The 25,781-nt window shown below is 36.3% G+C and carries 28 protein-coding genes; 21 read left to right on the top strand and 7 right to left on the bottom strand.

From position 1 onward, the window contains the following. Nucleotides 1-97: 97 nt before the first annotated feature. The 3 genes from rpmI (at nt 98) to LK994_RS14195 (ending at nt 2,210) form a co-directional block, all read left to right on the top strand. Nucleotides 98-295, top strand: coding sequence for a 50S ribosomal protein L35 (gene rpmI / locus LK994_RS14205; protein WP_229760760.1), 198 nt, complete (start codon nt 98-100; stop codon nt 293-295). Nucleotides 296-346: 51 nt separating this feature from the next. Beyond that, nucleotides 347-691 carry a 50S ribosomal protein L20 gene (rplT, locus tag LK994_RS14200; RefSeq protein ID WP_229760759.1) on the top strand — a complete coding sequence of 115 codons (345 nt, stop codon included), beginning with the start codon at nt 347-349 and terminating at the stop codon, nt 689-691. 127 nt (nt 692-818) lie between these two features. Further along, entirely contained in the window at nt 819-2,210 is a 1,392-nt protein-coding gene (locus LK994_RS14195; protein WP_229760758.1) for a type III PLP-dependent enzyme domain-containing protein, read from the top strand. Nucleotides 2,211-2,318: 108 nt separating this feature from the next. Here the strand turns inward: LK994_RS14195 and LK994_RS14190 are convergent, their stop codons facing one another. Further along, a complete protein-coding gene (locus LK994_RS14190) occupies nt 2,319-2,759 on the bottom strand; it encodes an Hsp20/alpha crystallin family protein (protein WP_229760757.1) in 441 nt (146 codons plus the stop codon). 239 nt (nt 2,760-2,998) lie between these two features. Here LK994_RS14190 and LK994_RS14185 point away from each other — a divergent pair, with 239 nt between their 5' ends. The 6 genes from LK994_RS14185 to tpiA all read left to right on the top strand — a co-directional run bounded on the left by LK994_RS14185 (nt 2,999) and on the right by tpiA (nt 7,881). After that, nucleotides 2,999-3,415, top strand: a complete 417-nt coding sequence (locus LK994_RS14185; RefSeq protein ID WP_229760756.1) for a BrxA/BrxB family bacilliredoxin — start codon at nt 2,999-3,001, stop codon at nt 3,413-3,415. Between the two features lie 140 nt (nt 3,416-3,555). Further along, the gene (locus LK994_RS14180; RefSeq protein ID WP_229760755.1) at nt 3,556-4,881 is read left to right on the top strand and encodes a prolipoprotein diacylglyceryl transferase; all 1,326 of its coding nucleotides are present in this window, start codon (nt 3,556-3,558) and stop codon (nt 4,879-4,881) included. Nucleotides 4,882-5,062: 181 nt separating this feature from the next. Further along, complete coding sequence (locus LK994_RS14175) at nt 5,063-5,554, top strand: YajQ family cyclic di-GMP-binding protein (protein WP_229760754.1); 492 nt, start codon at nt 5,063-5,065, stop codon at nt 5,552-5,554. 133 nt (nt 5,555-5,687) lie between these two features. Beyond that, nucleotides 5,688-5,942: a type B 50S ribosomal protein L31 gene (locus LK994_RS14170; protein WP_229760753.1), complete on the top strand. Its 255-nt coding sequence runs from the start codon at nt 5,688-5,690 to the stop codon at nt 5,940-5,942. Between the two features lie 132 nt (nt 5,943-6,074). After that, nucleotides 6,075-7,103 carry a putative sugar nucleotidyl transferase gene (locus tag LK994_RS14165; RefSeq protein ID WP_229760752.1) on the top strand — a complete coding sequence of 343 codons (1,029 nt, stop codon included), beginning with the start codon at nt 6,075-6,077 and terminating at the stop codon, nt 7,101-7,103. Between the two features lie 10 nt (nt 7,104-7,113). Continuing rightward, nucleotides 7,114-7,881: a triose-phosphate isomerase gene (gene tpiA / locus LK994_RS14160; protein WP_229760751.1), complete on the top strand. Its 768-nt coding sequence runs from the start codon at nt 7,114-7,116 to the stop codon at nt 7,879-7,881. A 17-nt stretch (nt 7,882-7,898) separates the two neighbouring features. Here tpiA and LK994_RS14155 read toward each other — a convergent pair whose 3' ends face one another. Beyond that, nucleotides 7,899-8,054 (bottom strand): hypothetical protein, encoded by a 156-nt coding sequence (locus LK994_RS14155; RefSeq protein ID WP_229760750.1) that lies wholly within the window; start codon nt 8,052-8,054, stop codon nt 7,899-7,901. 148 nt (nt 8,055-8,202) lie between these two features. On the opposite strand from LK994_RS14155, the gene LK994_RS14150 reads away from it, so the two are divergent. The 12 genes from LK994_RS14150 (at nt 8,203) to LK994_RS14095 (ending at nt 21,479) form a co-directional block, all read left to right on the top strand. Further along, nucleotides 8,203-10,896 (top strand): 4-alpha-glucanotransferase, encoded by a 2,694-nt coding sequence (locus LK994_RS14150; RefSeq protein ID WP_229760749.1) that lies wholly within the window; start codon nt 8,203-8,205, stop codon nt 10,894-10,896. A gap of 89 nt (nt 10,897-10,985) precedes the next feature. Continuing rightward, nucleotides 10,986-12,002: a dipeptide epimerase gene (locus LK994_RS14145; protein ID WP_229760748.1), complete on the top strand. Its 1,017-nt coding sequence runs from the start codon at nt 10,986-10,988 to the stop codon at nt 12,000-12,002. A gap of 202 nt (nt 12,003-12,204) precedes the next feature. Further along, nucleotides 12,205-13,056: an ATP phosphoribosyltransferase gene (hisG, locus tag LK994_RS14140; RefSeq protein ID WP_229760747.1), complete on the top strand. Its 852-nt coding sequence runs from the start codon at nt 12,205-12,207 to the stop codon at nt 13,054-13,056. Nucleotides 13,057-13,092: 36 nt separating this feature from the next. Continuing rightward, nucleotides 13,093-14,388 (top strand): histidinol dehydrogenase, encoded by a 1,296-nt coding sequence (hisD, locus tag LK994_RS14135; protein WP_229760746.1) that lies wholly within the window; start codon nt 13,093-13,095, stop codon nt 14,386-14,388. 29 nt (nt 14,389-14,417) lie between these two features. Then, on the top strand, nt 14,418-14,777 hold the full coding sequence (locus LK994_RS14130; RefSeq protein WP_229760745.1) for a four helix bundle protein: 360 nt from the start codon (nt 14,418-14,420) through the stop codon (nt 14,775-14,777). Between the two features lie 19 nt (nt 14,778-14,796). After that, nucleotides 14,797-15,852: a histidinol-phosphate transaminase gene (hisC, locus tag LK994_RS14125; protein ID WP_229760744.1), complete on the top strand. Its 1,056-nt coding sequence runs from the start codon at nt 14,797-14,799 to the stop codon at nt 15,850-15,852. Continuing rightward, nucleotides 15,849-16,991 (top strand): bifunctional histidinol-phosphatase/imidazoleglycerol-phosphate dehydratase HisB, encoded by a 1,143-nt coding sequence (gene hisB / locus LK994_RS14120; protein WP_229760743.1) that lies wholly within the window; start codon nt 15,849-15,851, stop codon nt 16,989-16,991. Before hisC ends, hisB begins: the two co-directional genes overlap by 4 nt. After that, nucleotides 16,991-17,578, top strand: coding sequence for an imidazole glycerol phosphate synthase subunit HisH (gene hisH / locus LK994_RS14115; protein WP_229760742.1), 588 nt, complete (start codon nt 16,991-16,993; stop codon nt 17,576-17,578). The genes hisB and hisH overlap by 1 nt, the downstream gene beginning before the upstream one ends. Continuing rightward, nucleotides 17,578-18,294, top strand: a complete 717-nt coding sequence (gene hisA, locus LK994_RS14110) for a 1-(5-phosphoribosyl)-5-[(5-phosphoribosylamino)methylideneamino]imidazole-4-carboxamide isomerase (RefSeq protein ID WP_229760741.1) — start codon at nt 17,578-17,580, stop codon at nt 18,292-18,294. Before hisH ends, hisA begins: the two co-directional genes overlap by 1 nt. 1 nt (nt 18,295) lies before the next feature. Continuing rightward, nucleotides 18,296-19,054, top strand: coding sequence for an imidazole glycerol phosphate synthase subunit HisF (gene hisF, locus LK994_RS14105; protein ID WP_229760740.1), 759 nt, complete (start codon nt 18,296-18,298; stop codon nt 19,052-19,054). After that, on the top strand, nt 19,051-19,653 hold the full coding sequence (hisIE, locus tag LK994_RS14100) for a bifunctional phosphoribosyl-AMP cyclohydrolase/phosphoribosyl-ATP diphosphatase HisIE (protein WP_229760739.1): 603 nt from the start codon (nt 19,051-19,053) through the stop codon (nt 19,651-19,653). The genes hisF and hisIE overlap by 4 nt, the downstream gene beginning before the upstream one ends. Continuing rightward, nucleotides 19,653-21,479: a right-handed parallel beta-helix repeat-containing protein gene (locus LK994_RS14095; protein WP_229760738.1), complete on the top strand. Its 1,827-nt coding sequence runs from the start codon at nt 19,653-19,655 to the stop codon at nt 21,477-21,479. The genes hisIE and LK994_RS14095 overlap by 1 nt, the downstream gene beginning before the upstream one ends. A 30-nt stretch (nt 21,480-21,509) precedes the next feature. Here LK994_RS14095 and LK994_RS14090 read toward each other — a convergent pair whose 3' ends face one another. From LK994_RS14090 to LK994_RS14070, 5 genes are all read right to left on the bottom strand, one after another. Next, entirely contained in the window at nt 21,510-22,334 is an 825-nt protein-coding gene (locus tag LK994_RS14090) for a universal stress protein (RefSeq protein ID WP_229760737.1), read from the bottom strand. A gap of 345 nt (nt 22,335-22,679) precedes the next feature. Further along, the gene (locus LK994_RS14085) at nt 22,680-23,060 is read right to left on the bottom strand and encodes a hypothetical protein (protein WP_229760736.1); all 381 of its coding nucleotides are present in this window, start codon (nt 23,058-23,060) and stop codon (nt 22,680-22,682) included. A gap of 170 nt (nt 23,061-23,230) precedes the next feature. Then, the gene (locus LK994_RS14080) at nt 23,231-24,205 is read right to left on the bottom strand and encodes an acyl-ACP desaturase (RefSeq protein WP_229760735.1); all 975 of its coding nucleotides are present in this window, start codon (nt 24,203-24,205) and stop codon (nt 23,231-23,233) included. Nucleotides 24,206-24,383: 178 nt separating this feature from the next. Further along, a complete protein-coding gene (locus tag LK994_RS14075) occupies nt 24,384-25,106 on the bottom strand; it encodes a hypothetical protein (RefSeq protein WP_229760734.1) in 723 nt (240 codons plus the stop codon). Nucleotides 25,107-25,287: 181 nt separating this feature from the next. Continuing rightward, complete coding sequence (locus LK994_RS14070) at nt 25,288-25,740, bottom strand: Hsp20/alpha crystallin family protein (protein ID WP_229760733.1); 453 nt, start codon at nt 25,738-25,740, stop codon at nt 25,288-25,290. Between the last annotated feature and the right edge of the window lie 41 nt (nt 25,741-25,781).

The raw sequence follows: 25,781 nt of genomic DNA, 5'->3' as shown, positions 1-25,781 counted from the left end.
AAGGGTCATTCCTTTTTTGCAACATTTCCCACAAGGCTCAAAAAGTGTACCGCCAGTGCAGTACCGCCAGCAGGGAGTAACTAATAACAGTTATATAATGCCAAAAGTAAAAACAAACTCAAGTGCCAAAAAACGTTTCAGTGTAACGGGCACCGGCTTGATCACTTTCCAAAAGCCATTTAAACGTCACATCCTGACAAAAAAATCTAAAAAACGTAAACGTAATTTAAGAAAAGACGGTGTAGTTCATTCAACTAACCAGGCTTTCGTAATGCGTTTATTAGGTCTGAAATAATTTATCAGACAGTTTAGAAAATCAATTATTAATTATTTAATTTATTAAGATATGCCACGTTCAAAAAATGCAGTTGCATCAAGGGCTCGTAGAAAAAGAGTATTAAAGGCCGCTAAAGGTTATTACGGTAAACGTAAAAATGTATATACCGTTGCGAAAAACGTAATGGAAAAAGGGTTAACGTATGCTTACGTTGGTCGTAAACTTAAAAAACGTGAATACCGTACTTTGTGGATTGCACGTATCAACGCTGCTGTTAGAGCAGAAGGGTTGACTTATAGCGAATTCATCCATAAATTAGCTGCTAAAAACATCGATTTAAATCGTAAAGTTTTGGCTGATTTGGCGATGAACGAGCCAGAAAGTTTCAAAAACTTAGTAGCTCAGGTTAAATAAATGCCTTAGTTCTTTATAATATTTACCGGATGTGAGAAAATCATATCCGGTTTTTTATTTATTACATTTATCATTCAAGTACATTTGCACTTCACTACTTAAAACCCATTTGCCGCCGATGAATAATATGAACAATACTTACTCTGATCTGGTTGATCAAACATTTAATTTTCCTCAGGAAGATTTTAAGGTTAAAGACGAGTATTTGCAATACAACGGACAAGATATCAAAGCGCTTATTGATAAGTATGGTACGCCGTTAAAACTAACCTATCTGCCTAAAATTGGTATGCAGATAAATAAGGCTAAAAAAATGTTCGAAAATGCTTTTAAGAAGCATAAGTATGAAGGCAAGTATAATTATTGTTACTGTACAAAAAGCTCTCACTTTTCATTTATAGTTGAAGAAGCATTAAAGCATAATATTCATTTGGAAACTTCTTATGCGTATGATATTGACATTATAAATAAGCTTTATCAGAAAAAGAAGATCAATAAAGAGACCTTCATCATCTGCAACGGTTACAAGCAAAAGCCATACACCAATCGAATTGTCAAATTATTGAACACCGGATTTAAAAATGTAATCCCTGTGTTGGATAATATGGAAGAATTGAAAGCCTATAAATCGGTAAAAGATCCTTTTAAAGTTGGGATAAGAGTCGCTGCGGAAGAAGAGCCTAATTTCCCTTTCTATACCTCTCGTTTAGGGATGAGGGCAAAAGATATTCTGGAATTTTATGTTGATCAGATCGAAGGATATGAACATAAGTTTCAATTAAAGATGTTGCACATCTTTTTAAACAAAGGAATTAAAGATGATATTTATTATTGGAGTGAATTGAATAAGGTAATCAATTTATACTGCCAGTTAAAAAAGATCTGTCCTGAATTAGATTCAATCAATATCGGTGGTGGGTTTCCTATAAAGCACTCATTAGGTTTTGAGTACGATTATCAATTTATGATCAATGAAATTGTACGTAACATTAAAGTGGCTTGTACCCGAAACAAAGTGCAAATGCCAAATATCTTTACTGAATTTGGTAGTTACACAGTAGGAGAGAGTATGGCACATATCTACAGTGTTATTGGAGAAAAAATGCAGAACGATAGAGAGATCTGGTACATGATTGACTCTTCTTTCATTACCACTTTGCCAGATACATGGGGGATAGGAGAAAAATTCTTAATGCTGCCTATCAATAAGTGGCAGGAAGAATATCAGCGGGTAACCCTTGGCGGTATTACCTGCGATAGTCATGATTATTATGATAGTGAGGAGCATATCAATGAAGTGTTTCTTCCTAAATTAACTAACGGAGAGCCTTTGTATGTAGGGTTCTTTCATACCGGTGCTTACCAGGATCAGATCAGCGGTTACGGAGGAATTAAACACTGTTTAATTCCTTCGCCTAAACACATTATTATTGGTCACGATAAAAATGGCAAGCTGCATGATTGGGTATATGCTAAAGAGCAAAGTGCTCAAAGTATGTTGAAGATATTAGGCTATTAATTGCACGAATTGTTCTAAAAATTCGTGTAATATAAAAATGAACGCCTCCTTAGGAATAAGGAGGCGTTTTACCAAAACCAACTGTATGCTCAGTTATAACAATTAATTTTACTGGATAGCAATTTCTTTTGCTACCGCTTTTACTTCTTCTTTCTTAGGCAATGTTACCAATAAGATACCGTTTTCATATTTAGCCGAAATATTACCGGCTTCAATTTTTTCATCCAGGGTAAAACTGCGTTTAAATGTTTTGTGACTGAATTCTTTCCTGATCGTCTTGGTAGTTTCGTCTTTTGTTGTTTCTTTTTTCTCTGCAGTAATGGTCAATAATTGATTATCTAATTTTACTGCAAAATCTGTTTTGTCAAATCCCGGAGCTGCCACTTCTAATTGGTATGCATCGGTTTTTTCAGAGATGTTTACTGGCGGAAAACCAAATACATCTTCCCTGAAGGTTTTTCCAAGAGCGGGAGCCCAATCATTAAAAATGTCATTAACCAATCCGTCTAAATTTTTTGCAAATGGATGTGATGTTCTTACGAGTGTCATAGTTGTATATTTTTTTAGTTTTAAATTTTGTTATGAAACGATGGATTCAAAACCTATTCCAAATGGTAAATCAAAGAATTTTTGACAATTTCGATTAATTTTTAACGACAAATTGTCTGTAGCATCTTGATTCAGATGACTTAATGACTTGTTTATTTATTTTCAATTTATCAACATATTGACGTTTTTCGATGTATTATTCATTGATACTTCGTAAATTTGCTGTCTAAATAAAATATATGTATCCCCAAGAAATTGTAATACCGATGAAAGAGGAGCTTACTGAAAATGGATTTCAGGAAATGCTTACAGCTTCTGATGTAGAAAAAACATTGTCCGATAAAGGGACGGCTTTAGTAGTTATAAATTCAGTATGTGGTTGTAGTGCCGGAACAGCAAGGCCTGGTGTATTGATGGCAGTACACAACAGTGCAAAAAAACCTACTCATCTAACTACCAGCTTTGCCGGGTTTGATGTAGAGGCAGTTAAAAAAATCAGAGAACATTTATTGCCTTATCCTCCATCATCACCTTCTATAGCATTGTTTAAAGATGGGCAGTTGGTGCATTTTATCGAAAGACATAATATCGAAGGCAGAAGTGCACAGATGATAGCAGAAAATCTGATCGGCGCATTTGATCAGTACTGCAATTAAAAATATTACATGGGTTAGTAATGCAAGTCCCGTAGGTTAATTACTTACGGGACATTTTGTTAAAGTAACTTATTGTTTCTGCGCTGAATATTTCTATATATTGCATCAAAATTTATAATTTATAATTTTTAATTGATAAGATGTATCCCAATTTATATTATGTTTTTAAAGACTGGTTTGGTGTAGAATGGAAAGCGTTAAGTTTTTTAAATACTTTCGGATTGATGGTGGCTTTGGGGTTTGTAGTATCGGCGATTGTGCTTTCTGCCGAATTGAAACGTAAAGAAAAACAGGGGCTTTTGCATCCCAGAGAAGAAGCAATAATGGTAGGACAGCCTGTTTCTTTTATAGAATTACTCACTAATTTTTTGACCGGATTTATTTTTGCGTATAAGTTGGTTGGTTTGTTTTTTAATAAGCCGGAGGACATGAATCCGCAAGATTATATCTTTTCAACTGACGGTAATATTTTAGGTGGTTTGATTCTGGGGCTCTTGTTGGCCGGATTAAAATGGTGGGATAAGCATAAGCAAAAGTTGAAAGAACCGGAACGCCGGACATTGCGTATCTGGCCACATGACCGGGTAGGAGATATTATTATTATTGGGTTAGTGTTTGGTCTTTTAGGAGCCAAGCTTTTTGATAATTTCGAAAATTGGGATGAATTTATAGCACACCCGATAGAACGCTTGTTCTCCGCAAGCGGACTCACCTTTTACGGAGGGCTAATTTTAGCTACCATAGCTATTGCCTGCTATGCTGTTAAAAAAGGTATCAAGCCTATTCATTTAGCAGATTCGGTGGCCCCGGCTTTGATGATCGCTTATGCAGTTGGTCGGATCGGTTGTCAGGTGGCTGGAGACGGGGATTGGGGTATCTATAATAGTGCTTATGTTACCGATGCATCTGCGAAGGTTGCGCTGGCAAAACCTAATGAGTTTAATGAAAACTTGAAAAAGTATAGTACTTATTTTCTGATTGATACGGTTATCAATGCGGATGGATCTACCGAATTGATAACAGACAGGAAAAGCCCTACCTTGGATAAGGTGCCTCATGCTACTTTTAAAGGTCCTTCATTTTTACCTAAATGGATGTTCGCTTATAACTATCCCAACAACGTTAATAAAGATGGAATTAAGATACCAGGTTCACTAGATGAGTATAATCGTGTATTGCCTACCCCCGTTTTTCCTACGCCATTTTACGAAACGGTGTTATGTACTATATTGTTTTTGTTTTTATGGTCAATTCGTAAAAAGATAAAAGCAGCGGGAGTTATTTCTTCTATATATCTTATATTGAATGGATTAGAAAGATTTGCTATAGAAAAAATACGAGTAAATTATCACTACAATGTTTTCGGATTTAGTCTTTCGCAGGCGGAGATCATAGCTTTATTGATTGTTCTATCTGGTGTATTGTTATATGTTTTTCTGCCTAAAAAAGCTGTGTCAGGTATTTAGTATTATTATTTATACAAATTGTGTAAATTTATTAAAATGAATTCTTTATAAAATTTATTTTCAATTTTTATTGAAATATAGATTATCATTTATCTATAAAAGTAAACAAGAATTATGCTGTTCAATATGGGCAGCATTTTTTATATTTGCGCTAATTATCTCACCCAAACAATTATCACCCATGCCTTCATTCGATTTTTCAAGTAAAGTAGATCTGCAAACTTTAGATAACGCTATAAATACAGTTAATAAAGAAATTACAAACAGGTTCGATTTTAAAGGATCTCATGTTGTGATCGATCTGAATAAAAAAGATTTTAAGGTAAATCTGGAAGCAGATAGCGAAATGAAATTAGATCAGATTGTAGATGTAATGATCAGTCGTAGTATCAAACAAGGGCTTGCCGGAGAGATATACGACCTGAGCAAAGAGCCTTACCAAAGTGGTAAAGTTGTTAAAAAGGAAGTGATCGTAAGAAACGGAATCAAACAGGAAGATGCAAAGAAAATAGTGAAACTTATTAAAGATGCAGGTCTGAAAGTACAGGCAGCCATTATGGACGATATCATCAGGGTTACCGGGAAAAAGATAGATGACCTGCAAGATGTAATTCAGGCTTCAAAATCCTGGAATCTTGGAATAGCCCTGCAAGTGGTGAATATGAAGAGCTGATAATAATGGATTAAGAACTGGTAGGGTTTCTAAATTATCTATTATCAAATTATCCATTATCAATTAAAAAGCCTACCTTTGCTGCTCTTTAAAAAACCGCATGGCAAAATCCATGCACAAAACGTTGACAATCATGAAAAAAGAATTGCACCCAAAAAATTACCGCTTTGTAGTTTTCAAAGATATGAGTAATGGATATCAGTTTTTAAGCCGTTCAACTGCTGAATCTAAAGAAACAGTAGTATTTGAGGATGGTAATGAATATCCGGTTATTAAATTGGAGATATCAAACACTTCACATCCTTTCTATACAGGTAAAAATGTATTGGTGGATACTGCAGGTCGTATCGATAAATTTAAAAAACGTTACGCAAAGAAAGATAACTAGTATTCGTACTGAGTTGTTTTTCTCAACTATATTAACATCCCTTTGGTTTTCCGAAGGGATTTTTTTTGTTCTATCTTATCGTTAATAAAAAAATCAAATTGTCATCTGATAAAAAAAGATAATTTTGAATAAATGCAGATAGTTTTCACTGATAAAAATACCGGCGATAGTTTGTATCCTTTTACTGCCACACGTAGCGCAGCGGATATCAGGATAGGTATTCTTACCATCAGAGAAAAATGGGCATTGATATTAGCTGCATTGGGGTATGATAAAAATGAAAATACGCTTACATTTAATTCCAATATCGTTCCAACAAAAAATTATGTAGAACTATTTGGTCATCTGGATCATGCTGATATTCCTGTAGTTCATGGAGCAGATGATATCAGGGTGCTACAGCATCCCTGGGATCTGTTTCAATTCAATGATTGGGCATTGCGAAAAGATTTTGCATTGATAACAGAGGGGAGAAGCTCTCAACCTATATCAACTACTAACAAAGTAATTAATCCCGAACAGATTTTTATTGAAGATGGTGCTAAAGTGGAGTACAGCATTTTAAATGCTTCCGAAGGTCCTATCTATATTGGTAAGAACGCTGAAGTAATGGAAGGGGCTATGATACGTGGCAGCTTTGCTTTGTGTGAAGGTGCTGTTGTAAAGATGGGCAGTAAGATATATGGAGCAACTACAGTTGGTCCTTACTGTACAGTAGCTGGTGAAATAAAAAACACTATTTTATTTGGATACAGTAACAAAGCTCATGACGGGTATTTGGGAGACAGTGTAATTGGTGAATGGTGTAATCTGGGAGCAGGGACAACTAATTCCAATGTAAAAAATACAGCATCCGAGGTGGCAGTATGGTTTAAGCCTGATATGACTTACAGAAAGGTGGGGTTAAAATGTGGTTTGCTTATGGGAGATTATAGCAGAGCTGCTATTAATACTTCATTTAATACGGGTACAGTGGTAGGTGTATGTTGTAATATTTTTGCAGAAGGATTTCCGCCAAAATACATACCTGATTTTACCTGGGGAAATGATCAGTATACATTTGAAAAGGCATTACAGGATATTGAGAACTGGAAAAGATTGAAAGGCAAAACGATCACTCAAAATGAAAAAGAAATTTTAAACGAACTTTATAATAAATAAAAAATAAACAATGATGAGAAAACAAATTGCAGCAGCAAACTGGAAAATGAATTTGACACTTGCACAGGGAGAAGCATTATTAAATGATCTTTTTGCCATTCCAACTGAGTTGGGTGAAAATCAGGAAGCTGTTCTGGGAATTCCATTTCCATATTTAACTACCGTAAAAGATAAATTAAGTGGTAAACAAAATATTTATATAGCTGCTCAAAATTGTTATAGCAAAAGATCGGGAGCATATACAGGAGAAGTAAGTGTGGAGATGCTGCAAAGCATAGGAGTGGATTATGTAATACTGGGTCACAGCGAAAGAAGAGAGTATTTTAATGAAAGCAATAGTATGCTCGCCGATAAGGTAAATCTTTGTCTGGAGTTTGGCCTAAAACCGATTTTTTGTTGTGGAGAGGCATTGGATATTCGTGAAGCCGGTACCCAAAACAGTTATGTAGAAACTCAATTGATAGAAAGTTTGTTTCACCTAACACCAGAACAACTTACGAATTTTGTGATAGCCTATGAGCCTATTTGGGCAATTGGTACAGGTAAAACAGCTAGTAGCGAACAAGCACAAGAAATGCATGCACATATACGCAGTGTATTTGCTGCTAAATATGGTAATGCAGTAGCAGATAGCATCAGCATTTTATACGGAGGCAGTGTAAAAGCAGCCAACGCCAAAGAAATATTTGGTCAGCCTGACGTAGACGGGGGATTAGTAGGCGGAGCCTCATTAATAGCAGAGGAATTCGCTGCTATTATTAACAGTTTAAAGAAGTAAAGAAAAATGGCGTTGGATTACATCAGATCCAGGGCTTTTGCAAAAAATGTAACGTTGAAAGGCAGTACCATTGAGCAATAGCCACCGCCAACTTTATATACCAGAAAAAAGGCAGCTACAGAAGCAAGAAATAATACCCAATATAAGCCAGTTGATTTTTTTGTAGATTCCATTTTGCAATTAATTTTGGCAAAAATAGTGGAAATCAGACAATTATTTAACCTGATAAAATATTTTGACGAATATTATTTCAAAAGCCTATTTTTATTGTGTATTTTTTACATAAAGGTTATATATTGCAAACCCTTAACTTTTTACTAGATGACTGTGAACTTTTATCTCCGTTTCTCCACAAAGTACGGACAAACATTATTTGTATCAGGAAATTGTGATGCCTTAGGTAATAACGACATAGCTAAAGCTGTACCCCTATATTACTTTAACAATGAATTATGGCTGGCAAAAGTTGAGTTTTCCGAAGCCGATTTACAAGGGGGAAGCCTGCAATACAAATATATTTACAGAGATGATACGGGGGCTGAAATTATAGAATGGGGAGATGATAGAGAAATTGACTTTGAAAAATCCGCTGCTAAAGAAATTACGGTTATTGATATCTGGAATCATGCCGGGCAGGTAGAGAATGCTTTCTTTACACAGCCTTTTCAGCAGGTATTATTACATACTGCTACTGCAACTAAGGTACCTGCTCCAAAAACCTGTACACATGAGTTAAGAGTAAAAGCTCCTTTATTAAAGGAAGATGAAATGATCTGTATCGTTGGCAGTAATGATACATTGGGTAACTGGAGTACTGAAAACCCTTTATTACTTAGTAAAAATGGCAATTGGTGGACAATCAAATTAGATCTGTCTGACGAAAGTTTTCCGGTATTATATAAATATGGAGTGTATGGAACCACCGATAAAAAGTTAAGATTTTTTGAAGGCGGTGGTAACAGAATATTACAGGGAGGAACCGGAAAAGGTAAATTAACCATATTGCATGATGGGTTTGCTCAATTACCTTTTCCTAACTGGAAAGGCGCCGGGGTAGCGATTCCTGTCTTTAGTTTAAGAACGAATAAGAGTTTTGGAACCGGTGAATTCACCGACATTAATTTGTTGGTAGATTGGGCTAAAATAAACGGACTTAAATTAATTCAGTTGTTGCCTATCAATGATACCACGGCAACGCATACTTGGACAGACTCTTATCCTTATGCAGCTATCTCTGCATTTGCGCTGCATCCGCTTTTTATCAATCTGGAAAAAGTAGCTGGTACTAAAAAGAATGCAACATTAAAATCTCTGGCAGAAAAGCAACAACAACTAAATGCATTACCTGCAGTGGATTATGATGCCGTAATGCAGATCAAATTTTCTGTTTTGAAGGAATTGTATTTGTTGCAGAAAGACGAGTTTTTAAATGATACAAAATATTTTGAATTTTTTGATATGAACCGACACTGGTTGGTTCCGTATGCAGCTTTCTGTTATTTGAGAGATAAGTATAAAACGTCTGATTACAATCAATGGGCAACCAATAGTGTATATCATGAAAATGATATACAAGAACTGGCATCACCAACCCAAAAGCATTATGATGAAATTGCATTGCATTATTTTATTCAATACCATCTTCATCTGCAATTAAAAGATGCAACTGCCTATGCACATAAGAATGATATTGTAGTAAAAGGAGATTTGCCCATTGGTATTTACCGTTATGGTTGTGATGCCTGGATGGCACCTGATCTGTATAATATGGATGCACAGGCAGGAGCTCCGCCGGATGATTTTGCTATTAAAGGGCAGAACTGGGGTTTTCCTACATATAATTGGAAGAAAATGCAGGAAGATGGCTTTGCCTGGTGGCGTCAGCGTTTTGAGCAGATGAGTGAATATTTTGATGCGTTCAGAATTGATCATATACTTGGATTCTTCCGTATATGGAGTATTCCGGTTAATGCAGTGGAAGGCATTTTAGGAAGATTTGTTCCCGCTATACCCGTACACATCAGCGAATTTCATCAGAACGGTATTGCGTTTAATCATCAACGTTATTGCACTCCATTTATTACCGAATCTGTTTTATATGAAATTTTTGGTACAGATGATTATCATGCTAAAGAGAATTTTTTCAATAATTACGATGGGCAATGGTATCTCAAAGATGAGTTTAATACACAGCGTAAAGTAGAAGCTTATTTTAGTCATCAACCAAATGATAAATTTCAGGAGAAAATAAAATTCGGACTGTATGATATCATCAGCAATATAATTTTAATTGAAGAAGAAGGGTCAAATGGCCAGCAGTTCCATTTCAGGATCAATGCAGATCATACTACTTCATTCAAATATCTCGACGGGTATACTCAGGGAAAATTGAAAGAGTTGTATGTAAATTATTTTTATGTGAGACAGGATGATTTCTGGAAAAAAGAAGCGCTTCATAAATTACCCGAATTAAAACGCAGTACCAATATGTTGGTTTGTGGCGAAGACTTGGGTATGGTACCAAATTGTGTACCTGATGTAATGCAACAGTTGGGTATGCTGAGTCTTGAAATACAACGTATGCCGAAAGATTCGTCTAAAGATTTTTTCCATCCTGCTGATGCTCCTTATTTATCAGTTGTTACGCCATCAACGCATGATATGAGTACGATCAGGGGTTGGTGGGAAGAAGATCCTGCAAAAACACAACGTTTCTATAATAATGAATTGGGGCATTATGGCGCATCTCCTTTTTATTGCGAAGCATGGATCAATAAAGAAATAGTGGTGCAACATTTATACTCACCTGCTATGTGGAGTATTTTCCAGTTGCAGGATATTTTAGGTATCAGTGAAAAATTAAGAAGAGATAATCCTAATGATGAAAGGATCAATGTTCCTGCCAATCCTAAACATTACTGGCAATACAGGATGCATATGAGCCTGGAGGACCTGATCAAGGAAAAAGAATTCAATGCAGAGTTTGGCGGCTTGGTAAAGGCAAGCGGCAGATAATTTGAACTAGTATTACATAGGCATATAGGAACATAGAAACACGCTATGTAACTATATGCCTATGTGGTTTATATTTGCCCTCAAATAAAATGAAAGTTTCTTACAAATCATACAGCCTTCCTTTTAAACATCCTTTTACCATTTCTAAAGGAACAAAAACGCATCAGCCAACTTTAATTGTTGCGTTGGAGCATTTTGGTTTCGTGGGATATGGTGAGGCACCTGCTATCAATTACTACGATATCACAGTAGAAAAAATGATAGAAGACCTTGAAAGAAAAAAAATCTTTGTAGAAAAATTCGCTTTCTCAGATCCCGAAAGATACTGGCATTACTTACATCATTTATTTCCTGCAAATCCTTTTTTAGTTTGTGCCTTGGATATGGCGGGCTGGGATCTGTATGGTAAAATAAAACGTCAGCAATTACACCAGTTGTGGAATCTGGATACAGCAAAAGCTCCGCTGACTGATTTCACCATTGGCATTGATTCAATTGATAATATGGTTGCAAAAATGCAAGAGCAGCCATGGCCGATCTATAAAATAAAAGTTGGGGTAGAAAATGATATTGAAATGGTAGCAGCATTACGCAAACATACAGATGCTATTTTCAGAGTTGATGCAAATGCTGGTTGGACATTGGAACAAGCAACACAAAAAATTCCTTTATTAAAAGATTTGGGTGTAGAATTTATTGAACAGCCATTGGCAAAAGATGATTGGGATGGGATGAAGGCATTGTTTGATGCTTCGCCGTTACCATTGATAGCTGATGAATCCTGTGTAAAGGAAAGCGATGTTGAAAAATGTTATCAGCATTTTCATGGAATTAATATAAAACTGACCAAATGCAGCGGTATTACTCCTGCTCGTAATATGATAAAGAGAGCACGGGAACTAAGCATGAAAGTGATGGTTGGTTGTATGAATGAAAGTTCCGTAGGTACAGGGGCTATTGCTCAGCTAGCACCACTATTAGATTATGTAGATATGGATGGGCCGCTATTGTTGTCGGAGGATATTGCTGAAGGGGTAAAATTCGATTTTGGCCGGATTCTATATACAGACTCCCCCGGATTAGGTGTGATTCCCGAGAATTTCTAAATTTTATTTGGCAAAATAAATTTTCGGTCTTTACTTTGCACCATCAATGAAACAATTTACTCACATACATCATCATCATTTACTGCCGTAAGGTAAGCTATGTTGGTATGTATGTAATAAACATATTTCAAAAAGGGCTTACTTCAAAAGGTAAGCCCTTTTTGTTTATAACCAGGTTAGATAAAATATTAAAAAATAGACTATGCTAAAAATAGCAATTCAAAAATCAGGAAGACTTTTCGAAGATTCAATCAAATTGTTAAAAGAGTGCGGTATTGAAATTAGTAATGGAAATAAGCAATTGAAAACAGTTGCGGATAATTTTCCGCTGGAAATTTATTTTTTACGAGATGATGATATTCCTCAATATGTGTATGATGGTGTTGCCGATATTGGTATTGTTGGTGAAAATGTTTTGCTTGAAAAAAACAAGGATATTGACCTGGTGTATCGTTTAGGTTTTGGTAAATGCCGCTTGAGCATTGCTGTGCCTAAAGGAGTTGAATATAGCTCTATTCAGGATCTGCAAGGTTTGAAAATTGCCACTACTTATTCAACTATTTTGCAAAATTTTTTAACAGAAAAAAAGATCAATGCAGAGATACATGAGATCAGTGGTTCTGTAGAAATAGCACCGGGCATTGGTTTAGCGCATGCTATTTGTGACCTGGTAAGTAGCGGAAGTACGCTGTTTACAAACGGTTTGAAAGAGGTAGAAGTTATATTAAAATCAGAGGCAGTTTTAACAGCAAATAAAAATTTGTCACCCGAACAAAAAGAGATACTCGAAAAATTATTGTTGCGTATTAATGCGGTTAAAAAAGCAAAGAACAGTAAATACATCATGTTGAATGCGCCGAACCATCAGTTAAAAAATATTTCGGCTGTACTACCCGGTATGAAAAGCCCTACCATTGTGCCTTTGCCGGAAGAAGGATGGAGTAGTGTACAAAGTGTAGTGAATGAAAATGATTTTTGGGATATTATTGAAAAACTGAAAAGTTTTGAGGCAGAAGGTATTATTGTTTTGCCAATTGAAAAGATGATCGTTTAACCCCCTAACCCCCTAAAGGGGGATAAGAGCTTGATTATGGAAAGAGTTTATATTGAACCGAAGAGAAGTGAGTGGAATCAAATTCTGCAGCGTCCTGCTTTTGATAGCAGTTCGTTAGAAGCTACTGTAGGTAATATTTTAAATGATGTTAAACAAAATGGAGATGTTGCAGTAAAAAAATATGCGGCACAATTTGATGGGGTTGAACTGAATGAGTTGAAAGTAACAGAAGCTGAAATTGCCGAAGCAGTTTTGTTGGTGGATGAAAAATTAAAACAAGCTATTCAGCAAGCAAAAAAAAATATTGAAGCTTTTCATACTATTCAAAAAGAGACAATTCAAAAAGTTGAAACAACTCCCGGTGTTGTATGTTGGAGAAAATCAATCGCTATTCAAAAAGTAGGATTGTATATTCCGGGAGGATCTGCACCTTTATTTTCCACTTTGTTGATGTTAGGAATACCTGCTGTGCTGGCAGGTTCTAAAGAGATCGTTGTTTGTACGCCTTCGGGTAAAGATGGAAAAGTAAATCCCGTTATTTTATATACAGCGCAATTGATCGGCTTAAAAAATATTTATAAGATCGGTGGTGTGCAAGCCATTGGTGCAATGGCTTATGGAACAGCAACCGTTCCACAGGTGTATAAAATTTTCGGTCCGGGAAATCAGTATGTAACCTGTGCTAAACAATTGGTAAATAAAGCCGGTATTGCAATTGATATGCCTGCCGGTCCGAGTGAAGTGGCGGTATATGCGGATGAGACAAGTAACGCTGCTTTCATTGCTGCCGACCTGTTAAGTCAGGCGGAACATGGTGCAGATAGTCAGGTTGTTTTGGTTGCCAGTTCTGAGTTCTTAGTTAAGGCAGTTCAGGCTGAGGTAGAAAAACAATTAAAAGAACTGCCGAGAAAAGATATTGCAATAAAAGCGTTGCAACATAGCAGATACATTGTGGTCAAAAATGTAGATGATGCATTTGAATTATTGAATGAATATGCTGCAGAGCATTTGATCATTGCTTCAGATAACGCTTTGGCTCTGGCTGAAAAAGTAACCAATGCAGGAAGTGTTTTTATCGGACATTATTCTCCTGAAAGTGTAGGTGATTATGCTTCAGGAACAAATCATACATTGCCTACAAATGGTTATGCAAAAGCATATAGCGGCGTTTCGTTGGATAGTTTTTTTAAGAAAGTAACTTTTCAACAATTAACAAAGGAAGGAATTAATAATATTGGAAATACGGTAGAAATTATGGCAGCTGCTGAAGGGCTGGATGCTCATAAGAATGCAGTAACTGTAAGATTGGATAGTCTTAAGAATATTGAATAAAGAATATAGAATACAGAAGTTGACCGATAATGACAACACAAAAGTTTCAGGAATTAATTGTTTGGCAAAAAGCACATCAGTTTGTGCTAGGAGTTTACAAATACATAAAGAGATTTCCGAAGGAAGAAGTATATGCTTTATCATCTCAATTTAAAAGAGCCGCTGTTTCTATTCCGGCTAATATAGCAGAAGGCTATAAAAAAAGAGGAAAGGCTGATAAAGCGAGGTTTATGAATATTGCTCAGGGTTCTTTAGAAGAATGTCAATACTATTTAATTTTATCATATGATCTAGGATATGGAGAGAATGAAGATTTAAGACTATTGTTAAATGAGGTTGGTAAAATGCTGGAGTCTTACAATCAAAAAATTCTAAATTCTATATCCTAACTTCAATCTTCTTATAATTATGTTCAACTTAGATAAACTAGTACGGGAAAATATAAAAAGCTTAAAACCTTATTCATCTGCAAGACATGAATTTACGGGGAAGGCCTCGGTGTTTTTAGATGCGAATGAAAATGCATACGGTTCTCCATTAGAAAGAGATAGCTACAATCGTTATCCTGATCCGTTGCAATGGCAGGTGAAATTTGCTTTGACAAAAATTAAAGGAGTTCCTGCAGAAAATATTTTTATTGGTACAGGAAGTGATGAAGTGATCGATCTGGCATATCGTATTTTTTGTAACCCCGGTGGTGTTGATAATGTGATCATTTGTCCGCCTACTTATGGTATGTATGAAGTAAGTGCAAACATCAATGATGTGGCTATAAAAAAAGTAAACCTTACGCCGGATTTTCAATTAGATGTTGAAGGAATATTAAATGCCGTTGATGATAACACTAAGCTTTTATTCATCTGCTCTCCGAATAACCCTACTGGTAATAATATGAACAGGGAAGATGTAGAAATTTTACTGAATAATTTTCCCGGAATAGTGATCATTGATGAGGCTTATATCAATTATTCAAAACAGAAAACATTTATACAAGAGCTCACAGAATATCCCAATTTGATCGTAATGCAAACATTGTCAAAGGCATGGGGATTGGCGGCACTTAGATTGGGATTGGCTTATGCTTCAATGGATATCATTGATCTGTTGAACAAAACAAAGCCTCCGTATAATGTAAACGATGCTTCACAACAATTAGCATTACTAGCACTGCAAAATACAGACCAGGTGAATAACTGGATCAAAGAAGTAGTAGTAGAAAAGGATAAATTAGTAAAGGAATTGAGTACTTTGTCTTTCGTAGAAAAGATATTTCCTAGTGATGCCAATTTTATTTTAATAAGAGTAAATGATGCAGATAAAATATATACTTATTTAACCGATAATGAAATTGTAGTGCGTAACAGAACAAAAGAAGTTTTGTGTGAAAATTGTTTACGTATCACAGTTGGTACGCCTGCTGAAAATATTTTATTAATACAAACACTTAAAAATTATAAAGGGTGAAAAAAGTCTTATTCATAGATAGAGATGGTACTTTGATCAACGAAGCTCCACCAACTTATCAGTTAGATTCTTTCGAGAAATTAGCATTCTATCCTGATATGTTTTATTATATGCGTAAAATAGCTACTGAGTTAGATTACGAATTGGTAATGATCACCAACCAGGATGGACTCGGGACTGCTTCATTTCCTGAAGATACTTTTTGGCCGGTGCATAATTTTATGATGAAGAGTTTATCTAATGAAGGGATTGATTTTTCTGAAGTAATTATCGATAGAACTTTTGCAAAAGATAATGCGCCAACACGTAAGCCAAATATAGGGTTGGTTACAAAATACATCAACAATCCTGAATATGATCTTGCCAATTCATTTGTAATTGGTGATAGAATTACTGATGTGCAATTGGCTAAAAACCTTGGCTGCAAAGCATTTTGGTTGAATGGTGATGATACATTAGGCGCTGCAGAAGTAAAAGATTCAATCGCAGAATTAAGAAACAGTACAGTTGCGCTGGAAACAAAACAATGGGCAGCTATCTACGAATATTTAAAATTACCTCCACGAATTGTTAAGCATGAGCGTAATACCAACGAAACAAAAATTTCCATTGAAGTGAATTTAGATGGAACTGGAAAGGCTTCTGTTAATACAGGTTTAGCTTTCTTCGATCATATGTTGGACCAGATAGCTCGTCATGGTAATATTGATCTGAATGTTACATGTAAAGGTGACCTTCACATCGATGAACATCACAGCATTGAAGATACCGGTATTGCATTAGGTGAGGCTATCGCAAAAGCGTTGGGAGATAAAAGAGGGATTGAGCGTTACGGTTTCTTATTGCCGATGGATGATTGCCTTGCTCAGGTTGCTATTGATTTTGGCGGAAGAAATTGGATCGTTTGGGATGCTGAATTTAAAAGAGAAAAGATCGGAGAGATGCCGACAGAAATGTTCTTTCACTTTTTTAAATCGTTCAGCGATGCATCAAAAAGCAATTTGAATATTAAAGCTGAAGGCGAAAATGAACATCATAAAATAGAAGCTATTTTTAAAGGCTTTGCAAAAGCAATAAAGATGGCTGTGAAAAGAGATATCAATAACAACGCTTTGCCATCAACAAAAGGAATTCTATAATGCAGGTAGCAATAGTAAAATATAATGCCGGTAATGTTCAAAGTGTTCAATATGCTTTGGATAGATTGGGTGTGGAATCGATTGTTACAAACGATGAAGCTTTGTTGCAAAGCGCTGATAAGGTGATCTTCCCCGGAGTTGGTCATGCAGAAGCGGCAATGCAATCTTTGCAGGATAATAGCCTCGATACAATTATAAAAGGATTGACGCAGCCCGTATTAGGTATCTGTGTTGGTTTTCAGCTGATGTGCAATCATACAGAAGAAGGCGACACAAAAGGATTAGGTATTTTTGATACAGAAGTAAAGCTATTCAAGTCGGATATAGAAAAAGTGCCACAAATAGGATGGAATAATATTTACGATTATAAATCTGTTCTTTTTAATGGGTTGGCGGAAAATGCTTTTGTGTATTATGTGCATAGTTATTATGCAGCATTGTGCAATGCTACAGTAGCAACAACAGACTATATTATTCCTTACAGCGGGGCATTGCAAAAAGATAATTTTTATGCAGTTCAGTTTCATCCTGAAAAATCGGGAACTGTTGGAGAAACAATTTTGAAAAACTTTATAAATATCAAATAATGGAGATCATTCCTGCAATAGATATCATAGATGGAAAATGTGTTCGCCTTACAAAAGGTGATTATGCACAGAAAAAGATCTACAACGAAAATCCTGCAGAGGTTGCAAGAGAATTTGAAGCAGCAGGCATTAAACGCTTGCATGTGGTTGACTTAGATGGAGCCAAAGCAGGGAAGATCGTTAATCTCAAAGTATTAGAATCAATTGCTGAAGCTACAGATTTGATCATTGATTTTGGCGGGGGTGTAAAAACGATTTCTGATGTATCGGATATTTTAAATGCAGGTGGAGATATAGTAACTATCGGAAGCTTGGCGGTGAAGCAACCACAGGTAATTGAAGAATGGTTGATGGAATTCGGTACAGATAAGTTTTTGATCGGAGCTGATGTGTTGGATGAAAAAATCAAGATCGGTGGCTGGCTGGAAGATAGCGGTTTGAATATTTATGATTTTATTGGAAAATTATTGAGTCTGGGGGCAACGCATATTTTCTGCACTGATATTTCCAAAGATGGTGTAATGGAAGGTCCGTCTATTGATCTGTATAAAAAAATTATGGAGCAACATCCTGAAATCAATTTAATAGCAAGTGGCGGTGTAAGTAATTTCGATGATGTATTGCAATTGAAAGAAATTGGTTGTGGCGGCGCCATTATCGGGAAAGCGATCTATGAAGGTAAAATCACATTGAAACAATTAGCAACGATCAACTAACATGTTAACGAAGAGAATTATACCTTGTCTGGATATTAAAGAAGGGAGAACTGTAAAAGGCGTGAACTTTGTTGATATACGTGATGCAGGAGATCCTGTAGAGCTGGCTTTATTGTACTCACAGCAAGGAGCAGACGAATTAGTATTTTTAGATATTACCGCAACGGTAGAAAAAAGAAAAACATTAGTAGAACTGGTAAAAAAGGTAGCAGCTGCTATTAATATTCCTTTTACGGTAGGTGGCGGTATCAGCACGGTAGAAGATGTATCTGTTTTATTACAAAACGGGGCAGATAAAATTTCTATCAATACATCTGCATACAAAAATCCGCAGATCATTGCTGACATGAGTAAAGAATTCGGGAATCAATGTATTGTATTGGCAATTGATACTAAGAAAGAAGAAGATGGTGAATGGTATGTGTATCTAAATGGTGGCAGAACCAAAACAGAAACTAAAACGATCGATTGGGCTAAACAAGCTGTGGACTTAGGAGCCGGAGAGATATTATTGACTTCCATGAATAATGATGGCACCAAGGCCGGCTTTGCATTGGACATAACAGCAGCTTTGTCGGAGTTATTGCCTGTTCCGATCATTGCATCGGGTGGTGCAGGAACAATGGAACATTTTAAAGAAGTGTTTGAAGGCGGAAAAGCCGATGCTGCATTAGCTGCAAGTATTTTTCATTATAAAGAAATAGGAATTCCTGAATTGAAAAATTATTTATCTCAACAAAAAATAAATATACGATTATGAGCGTAGTGGTAGATTTTAAAAAATATGCGGATGGCCTGGTACCTGCAATTATTCAGGATTATAAAACCGGTACAGTATTAATGCTGGGTTTTATGAATGAAGAGGCTTTGGCTAAAACGCAGGAGCTCCGGAAAGTTACTTTCTTCAGTCGTACAAAAAACAGGTTGTGGACGAAAGGCGAAGAAAGTGGTCATTATCTTTTGTTGAAAGATATCAAAGCAGATTGTGATAATGATACCTTATTGATCAAAGCGGAGCCTGTTGGGCCTACCTGTCATAAGGGGACTGATACCTGCTGGGGTGAAACAAATAAATCGAATGATTTTTTATTTCAATTGGAGCAAATTATTGCGGATAGAAAAAATAATCCTTCCGATGCTTCTTATACCACATCTCTGTTCAAAAAGGGGATCAATAAAATTGCTCAGAAGGTAGGGGAAGAAGCAGTAGAAATTGTGATTGAAGCAAAAGATAATAATAAAGAATTGTTTTTAGGTGAAGCGGCAGATCTGTTGTTTCATTATTTGATATTACTACAGGCGAAAGATCATTCTTTGCAGGATGTTCTGCAGGTGTTGGAATCTCGCCATAAAAAATAATGGTAAAATTATCGAAGTATATAGCTGCGTTACTGGTGTTATTACTGTTCTCAGTCAGTAAGGGCTATCCGCAAAAAAGCGAATGTGGTGCCGGCTATATTGAAAAAAATATTGTTAAGGATTTTGGCGCAAAAGGTGATGGGATAACCAATGACCATGCGGCATTTGAATTGGCTGCTGATTATTTCAACAAACGCGGAGGCTGTGGTAAATTAATTATTCCATTCGGGTTATATAAAGTAGGAAGACAAGTGGTGGATACTCCCAGAAGATTTATGAATGGAGCCGATCTGCTTTTTTTTAAGAATGTTACAAACTTAACTGTTGAGGGAATTCCAAACAAACAAGGGCAAAGTCCGCTGATAAAATATGCTGATGGACTTTATTACGGTTCATTTTATTATGATAAACAAAGATTCGGTATTCCTAAATGCACCCCTGCTAGCCGAAACTATGATGTAAAATTTGCTGCTACTATCGGAGGGGCTATTTCTATCAATTCCAGTTCAACCGTAAAAATAAAGCATATCGAATTGGATGGCAATATGGATAATTGTATAATTGGCGGGGCCTGGGGGGATGTAGGACGACAATTATTTCATGTAGGCATCTATACCAATCAAGGACGTGATATCGAATTAGTAGATATCAATGTTCATCATTTTGCGTTGGATGGAGTAGAAAATGCCGGAGCCAATAAACTTCGTTTCGAAAATGTGGTATCAAGTTATAATGGCAGGCAGGGATTCTCATGGGTAGATGGAGATACTTTGACAGCCATCAATTGCAAGTTCAATCATACGGGTAGGCTGTATATTTATTCGGCACCAAGTGCCGGTGTAGATATTGAGCCGGAAAGAAAAAAAGATATTTCTTATGCACAGTTCACTAATTGCGAATTTGCATATAACCGTGGCTGTGGGCTGTTGATGGCGGTAGGAGCCAATACGGTAAGAAATATGAATTTCGCTAATTGTACATTTATAGGCATGTATAATTGGTCGGCATGGATACCGGGAGTTGATATTCATTTTTCAGATTGTTCATTTTATGGAAATGTGGTGCACACTGTACCAAATAAAATGGTACAGAAGGTGAAGGATATCACATCCTTTAAAAGATGTTATTTCAGCGATATATATAATGGAGTGGTAACCCGGAAACCCGGAGGATATTTTTTTCCTTTAAATAGTGAGAAAATAATTTTGGATGACTGTACGATGAAAATATACAATCGTGGATTTTTCTGGCATTCCAGTGGTTGCGGGCCTACAGATTCGTTGACAAGTGAGATCAGGAACTCAGTGATCTATGCTGCCAATCAAAATGAATGGCAGGCTTCTGTTACGGGAATTAAAATTACCAATACCAAACTGTTTACATTGCCCGGTAAACTTAACTTGGCCTGTCCTAAAGATTATACAAATTTTGAAAGAACGAGCTACACACCTGAAAAGATGCTGGCAGCTTTTCCTGAAAGTGTATCTTCTTTAAAATTAGCAGACACGGTAAGCTATTTTGTGTGCAAAGAAGAAAAGGTACTAGTGAAAGGGAGTACCGGTCTCAAGCGCAGGCCATCTCCTGAAAAATACCTGATGTTTTATGAGGATAGTAATTGTGTGATTGCCAATCGTACAAAAAATAGTATAACCGGGACTCTATACGTTTACAACGATAAACAACAATTAGTTGCTACAAGAAAAGCGATCACGATAAAAGCTAATTATACCAAAGGAGTGTCCTTGGTGTTATCTACAGGTAAATATGTTGCAAAATTTGTGCAGAAGCAAATTACGCTTGCCAGCGGACATCTGATCATACCATAAATAATTTACAAGAACACGATCCTGTTTAGATCATTCATGTATGCACATGATAGGGATGTGTGATGCAAATAATATTTTTTTGCTGCCGCTTTGATGAAAAATACTTTCCAATAATTTATGTTTTTTTGGAATTGCGATAATGAGATCAATATTATTTTCTTCTGCAAACCTGTTAATGCCATTACCTATATCGGCATCTTCGATAAAGTGGTAGGTTGGTTTAAGGTCTTCCAGCATTGTATGTAATAACACAGACTCATGTGGAGTATCGGGAGTAAAGTGTTTGTCTTGATAATCTACATTCAATATGTGTAACTCAGCATTGAATAATTTGGCGAATTTTTCTATCGTATCCACTGGTGTTGTTTCTACCACATGCTTAAAGTCGCAGGCAAATCCTATTTTTTTAATGGGATGATATTCTTTTCCCGGAGGGATGGCAATTACCGGCCAACTCAAATGGCGTATAACAGTAAGAGTGGTGCTGCCAAACAATACTCGGTCTAGATTTGAAGATCCTCTTGATCCCATTACGATAGCGATCGGATCAATAGATTTACAGTAATCTTCCAGTTCGTCTTCGGTATTTCCCAATCTGCATTCTTTATATATCTTGAGTGAGCCGGAAGTAACATGTTCTATTTTTTCCTTAAGTAATTGTAAATGTTTTTCAGCATCTTTTCTCATCTCTTCAATGTTTACCATTTGTACAGGTACCTCACTAATTGTCATAGGTATCTGATATGCATGAAACAAAATGATACTTGCGTTGATCTCTTTAGCCATACCTACAGCATAGTTCATCGCATTGATTGCAGTAGGCGAAAAGTCGGTGGGAATAATAATTGTATTCATGGCAGTATTTTTAATACTGTAATGTATGGCAATATAAGTTGTGTAAAAATGATGCCCGTCAGTTTAAGAAGTGAATGAAGATAGTATTTACAGTTTGCTGTAAAACAAAAATCCCCATCAATAAGACAGGGGTTCTTGCTGTGTTAACCTTCACATCTGTACTAAAGTTCTTTAACTTTTTTATCGTAATGGTTAATAGAGTTTCAATCAGTTGTACAAAGATATTTTTGGTAGCATATATAAAAAATGACAGGCATCATAAGGTGCTATGACTTTTATCATTATTTATATTTGATCCGGAAATATTTATTTCCGAATTAGTATTAATAGCTATATGAAAAAAGATCACATCCATTTGGCTGCGTATTTATTAAACTCCTGGCGTAACTCGTACAATATTTTTTCAGAAGCAACAATCTCATCTTCAAACCTTTTATATTCATCCATACGGATCACTTTTACATGACCTGCATGTTGTTGAGCATCTTCAAATACCAGGTGTTTGTTTTCATTAATGGAATGTTTTAATTCAGAAATATTATTTCGCTGAACGATGAACTGATTTTGAAAATGTTCTACTTCGGCCCTTGATTCGTTACTGGTATTTTTGCTGTTCACTTCAGCCAGTCGCCTTTCTAGTATTCCGATCTCTTTTTCAAAAAAATCAAGTTCATTCAGCCATTCCTGGTGGGCATTGCCAATATGTTTTGCATTTGTGTAACTCATAACATTTGTTTTAGATTGTATCCAAATAAGCAAAACAAAGTTGCTCAATAGTTATACTAACATCTATGATGTTTATCAAAACTAAAAATGATATAAGTCATCAAATAAAACGGCGATCAGATGTGTTCAGCAACAGATCTGTTAATGGCGGGGAGTGGTATGATGAAGTATTAATAGATCCAGTTAAACTGATATTCTATCGGTGCTTTTAAACCTCTTTCAGCAATACGCCTGAATCTTTGCGGTAAGCCCATGATATAGTCTCTGCCTTTTTCTGCAGCGCCGGTAAGATCGCCAATGTTGGCGATATTCCAATCTTCTATCAGGGATTCTAAGATATCTGTATAATCGAGGCTGGTGTAAACTCCTAAACGTTGAGCAGCATCGCTGAAATGAGAAAAAGCTGTGCCGATCGTTTCACCTTGCTGACGAAGGAAATGTGCAGGCATAACAATTTTTTTCCGCATCATATCTTCAAAAGCCAGCATCATTTCGCTGGGGTCTATCTCGAATATCTTACCAATAAAACTTTTGTAAGCTTTTGCATGTCGTAGTTCATCAGAGGCAATTACACCACAAATTTTTGACAGCTGATCGTTGCCATGTTTTTTTGCCAGGGTAGCAGTACGCCTGTGTGAAATATTGGTGGCCAGTTCCTGGAAGGAAGTGTATACAAAGTTTTTATAGGGGTCTCTTGCAGTGCCGATCTCAAAACCATCTGCGATCAGGTATTGTGTACTGATCTCCATTTGCCTCATATTGATACGGCCGGATAAGTATAGATATTTATTCAACAGATCACCATGACGGTTCTCTTCAGCTGTCCACATGCGTACCCATTTGCTCCAGCCTTCCGATTTGGTTTTATCAATGCCTTCTACATCCATCAGCCAGCTTTCGTAAGTAGGCAAAGCCTCTTCAGTAATAACATCACCTACCAGTACTGCTAAATAATCGTAGGGAAGTTCTTTACATTGTAATTGCAATTCTGCTACTTCTCTTAAAAAATGCTCACTATTGCTTTCGGGTAAAAGATCGGATGGTTGCCAATTGGTATCAATGCTTTTAAGATAATCGCCAATGATGGTGTCCATATCTTTGGCTAAGTGATTCATTACCTCAATTCTCGTATTGCTCAATTTCATTAGATTGTTGGATTTATTTTAACTATGCTGCTTTTCAATTATAATGATAAACCCATGTAAAAGTAGTGCTTTTAAACTTGGGTGGTCTTATTTGTTGATGGATAAGGGTTTCGGGACGCTGTATGTCTGAATAATGCAGGATGTCGTATTTTAAAAAATAATAATACAGCCTGCTTTTTTACGAAAGAGATTTTGTAGCCACATCAATTACCAGCAATCTTATGTAAGCACAATAAATGCACAAACTAAAAATGGCAGGGAATACGCCTACAAAATTTCCAATCAGGAATGTGTGTCTTTTAATAGCGTATTCATCCAGTATTTTAAGCTTTATCAGCAGGAAACTGATAAAACGGGATACAATATATAAGAGTACGATGAGCAAGAGCAGCAGTCCTACGGTTGCGGTAAAGCTAGGTAATACAACCGCATTGGCGTCTTCTTGTTTTACGATGTCTGTTAAAGTTTCATTGGCCAAAAGATGGAAGATGATGGTTCCCTGAAGGAACAGGGTAGTGCCGGGTACTTTAATGATTTGATCACGAATGAATGGGATAACTGAGAGGATGAAAACAACAGCAGTTGAAATAACACCTGCTTTGGCAATGCTCCACCAATGTATCAATAAGAATTCCGGGCTGGCAAAATCTTCGCCACCTGATAAGATCGGGATGAGTTCGATCAGGAAAATACCGCCAATGATAGCTTGTAATAATGGCCCTCTGAATAATTTTGTGATGAAAGCAACAAAAGCCGATCCATGCTTTTCTTCATTTCTTTTCATTGAATAACCAACGGCCAGGTAAAAGATGCCCAGTACAAAACAATATAACAATATCGATATCCAGAACTCTACATGGGTCATCAATCGAAGACCGTAAGCAAATGTTTCTCCAAACATAGGAGGTGTTTTTTTAAGTTTAGGTAGTCAAATACGGTCAAATATAAATGCTAGATACGAGATAGGCAAAAAAAAGAGGAGGGGGGTAGGTTTTATGTGTTGGCGTATATGTGAGATCATGATCAAACAATAAGCGTTGCTTTAATAAAGCAACGCTTATTGTTTACTGAAAAGCGACTACTTAGGAAATTTCGATCAGCCTTGGCTGTTTTTGTTTTGCATGTTCCATTTTTGGAATCAACAGATGCAATACACCATCCTCATATTTCGCCTGAATTTTTTCGGTGTCAACCACATCTTTCTGCAAGTTGAAAGTTCTTGAAAAAGATTGATAACTAAATTCACGGGTGGCATACCTTACATCATCACTTTCCTTTTTGTCGGTAGTCTTTTCAGAACTGATGGTAAGCATGTTTCCTTCAAGCTGAACTTTGAAGTCTTTTTTTGTCATGCCAGGTGCTGCAACCTCAACCTCATAATTATCTGTGGTTTCCTTAATGTTGACTGCAGGGATCGTAGTGTTGGTGTCTGAATAATTTGTCAACCCCCAATTAAAAAAATCACGGTTAAGGAAATCATCAAAAAGTGTAGGGAAGTGGTTCAGCAAATTGCCATTTCTCTTTACGATTGTCATAATTGCCTCCTTTTTAATTTGGTTAATAAATTAATTTCGGA

It is taken from the genome of Ferruginibacter lapsinanis (assembly GCF_020783315.1).
GTDB lineage: Bacteria > Bacteroidota > Bacteroidia > Chitinophagales > Chitinophagaceae > Ferruginibacter > Ferruginibacter lapsinanis.
The sequence above is the reverse complement of the archived record's forward strand: the minus strand, read 5'-3'. Positions and strand labels throughout refer to the sequence as shown.

Excerpts from the sequence above, each read along its gene's own strand:
- rpmI (WP_229760760.1), top strand. The coding sequence starts at position 98 with ATGCCAAAAGTAAAAACAAACTCAAGTGCCAAAAAACGTTTCAGTGTA.
- rplT (WP_229760759.1), top strand. The coding sequence starts at position 347 with ATGCCACGTTCAAAAAATGCAGTTGCATCAAGGGCTCGTAGAAAAAGA.
- LK994_RS14195 (WP_229760758.1), top strand. The coding sequence starts at position 819 with ATGAACAATACTTACTCTGATCTGGTTGATCAAACATTTAATTTTCCT.
- LK994_RS14190 (WP_229760757.1), bottom strand. The coding sequence starts at position 2,759 with ATGACACTCGTAAGAACATCACATCCATTTGCAAAAAATTTAGACGGA.
- LK994_RS14185 (WP_229760756.1), top strand. The coding sequence starts at position 2,999 with ATGTATCCCCAAGAAATTGTAATACCGATGAAAGAGGAGCTTACTGAA.
- LK994_RS14180 (WP_229760755.1), top strand. The coding sequence starts at position 3,556 with ATGTATCCCAATTTATATTATGTTTTTAAAGACTGGTTTGGTGTAGAA.
- LK994_RS14175 (WP_229760754.1), top strand. The coding sequence starts at position 5,063 with ATGCCTTCATTCGATTTTTCAAGTAAAGTAGATCTGCAAACTTTAGAT.
- LK994_RS14170 (WP_229760753.1), top strand. The coding sequence starts at position 5,688 with ATGAAAAAAGAATTGCACCCAAAAAATTACCGCTTTGTAGTTTTCAAA.
- LK994_RS14165 (WP_229760752.1), top strand. The coding sequence starts at position 6,075 with ATGCAGATAGTTTTCACTGATAAAAATACCGGCGATAGTTTGTATCCT.
- tpiA (WP_229760751.1), top strand. The coding sequence starts at position 7,114 with ATGATGAGAAAACAAATTGCAGCAGCAAACTGGAAAATGAATTTGACA.
- LK994_RS14155 (WP_229760750.1), bottom strand. The coding sequence starts at position 8,054 with ATGGAATCTACAAAAAAATCAACTGGCTTATATTGGGTATTATTTCTT.
- LK994_RS14150 (WP_229760749.1), top strand. The coding sequence starts at position 8,203 with ATGACTGTGAACTTTTATCTCCGTTTCTCCACAAAGTACGGACAAACA.
- LK994_RS14145 (WP_229760748.1), top strand. The coding sequence starts at position 10,986 with ATGAAAGTTTCTTACAAATCATACAGCCTTCCTTTTAAACATCCTTTT.
- hisG (WP_229760747.1), top strand. The coding sequence starts at position 12,205 with ATGCTAAAAATAGCAATTCAAAAATCAGGAAGACTTTTCGAAGATTCA.
- hisD (WP_229760746.1), top strand. The coding sequence starts at position 13,093 with ATGGAAAGAGTTTATATTGAACCGAAGAGAAGTGAGTGGAATCAAATT.
- LK994_RS14130 (WP_229760745.1), top strand. The coding sequence starts at position 14,418 with ATGACAACACAAAAGTTTCAGGAATTAATTGTTTGGCAAAAAGCACAT.
- hisC (WP_229760744.1), top strand. The coding sequence starts at position 14,797 with ATGTTCAACTTAGATAAACTAGTACGGGAAAATATAAAAAGCTTAAAA.
- hisH (WP_229760742.1), top strand. The coding sequence starts at position 16,991 with ATGCAGGTAGCAATAGTAAAATATAATGCCGGTAATGTTCAAAGTGTT.
- hisA (WP_229760741.1), top strand. The coding sequence starts at position 17,578 with ATGGAGATCATTCCTGCAATAGATATCATAGATGGAAAATGTGTTCGC.
- hisF (WP_229760740.1), top strand. The coding sequence starts at position 18,296 with ATGTTAACGAAGAGAATTATACCTTGTCTGGATATTAAAGAAGGGAGA.
- hisIE (WP_229760739.1), top strand. The coding sequence starts at position 19,051 with ATGAGCGTAGTGGTAGATTTTAAAAAATATGCGGATGGCCTGGTACCT.
- LK994_RS14095 (WP_229760738.1), top strand. The coding sequence starts at position 19,653 with ATGGTAAAATTATCGAAGTATATAGCTGCGTTACTGGTGTTATTACTG.
- LK994_RS14090 (WP_229760737.1), bottom strand. The coding sequence starts at position 22,334 with ATGAATACAATTATTATTCCCACCGACTTTTCGCCTACTGCAATCAAT.
- LK994_RS14085 (WP_229760736.1), bottom strand. The coding sequence starts at position 23,060 with ATGAGTTACACAAATGCAAAACATATTGGCAATGCCCACCAGGAATGG.
- LK994_RS14080 (WP_229760735.1), bottom strand. The coding sequence starts at position 24,205 with ATGAAATTGAGCAATACGAGAATTGAGGTAATGAATCACTTAGCCAAA.
- LK994_RS14075 (WP_229760734.1), bottom strand. The coding sequence starts at position 25,106 with ATGTTTGGAGAAACATTTGCTTACGGTCTTCGATTGATGACCCATGTA.
- LK994_RS14070 (WP_229760733.1), bottom strand. The coding sequence starts at position 25,740 with ATGACAATCGTAAAGAGAAATGGCAATTTGCTGAACCACTTCCCTACA.